Below are 611 nucleotides of genomic sequence, written 5' to 3'. Positions count from 1 at the left end.
TCTCCTGATCATATTCGTAGATACTCATCTTCCTCGCCTCCGCACGGTTCTTCTCCAGAAACTCCGCCAGGATCCCCTCCCCGATGCATTCCCGGATCGCACGCTCCACTGCCTCCTCGACCGGCAGCTCCAAGTCCCCCTGTCTGGTCTTTCCATTCGGCAGAGATATCAGATCTGTTCCCGGATCCACTCCCGGATCAGATCAGCGTCCGTCTCTGCTATCCGGGCGATCTCCTCTGCCGGCATCCCGGACCGGGCCAGATTGACCGCCATACTGCGCTTGCCCTCCGTCTGGCCATCTGTGAAGCCCTGGGCGAGCCCCTTCTCATAGGACTGCTCCCGCTCCTGCCTCATATGTCTCTCCTGATCATATTCATAGATACTCATCTTCCTCGCCTCCGCACGGTTCTTCTCCAGAAACTCCGCCAGGATTCCCTCCCCGATGCATTCCCGGATCGCACGCTCCACCGCCTCCTCGACCGGCAGCTCCTGCGCATGCCTGCGCACCCTGTCCACGTACAGGGAGTACTCCTTCAGCGTCTGGCAGGCCTCCAGCAGCCCGGGGCTGTGTCCCGCATTGACATTCAGCATCACGGCCCTCAGCTCCAGCC

1 protein-coding gene is annotated in these 611 nt (G+C 61.0%); it reads right to left on the bottom strand.

Features of this window, described 5'->3' with window-relative positions:
* Positions 1-168: 168 nt before the first annotated feature.
* The coding region (locus tag H6A20_RS13100) for an RpnC/YadD family protein (RefSeq protein ID WP_476739012.1) at positions 169-611 on the bottom strand (443 nt) is incomplete at its 5' end.

The sequence above is a fragment of the Mordavella massiliensis genome, assembly GCF_016901695.1.
GTDB classification, from domain to species: domain Bacteria; phylum Bacillota; class Clostridia; order Lachnospirales; family Lachnospiraceae; genus Claveliimonas; species Claveliimonas massiliensis_A.
This window is presented reverse-complemented; position numbering and strand designations above follow the sequence as displayed.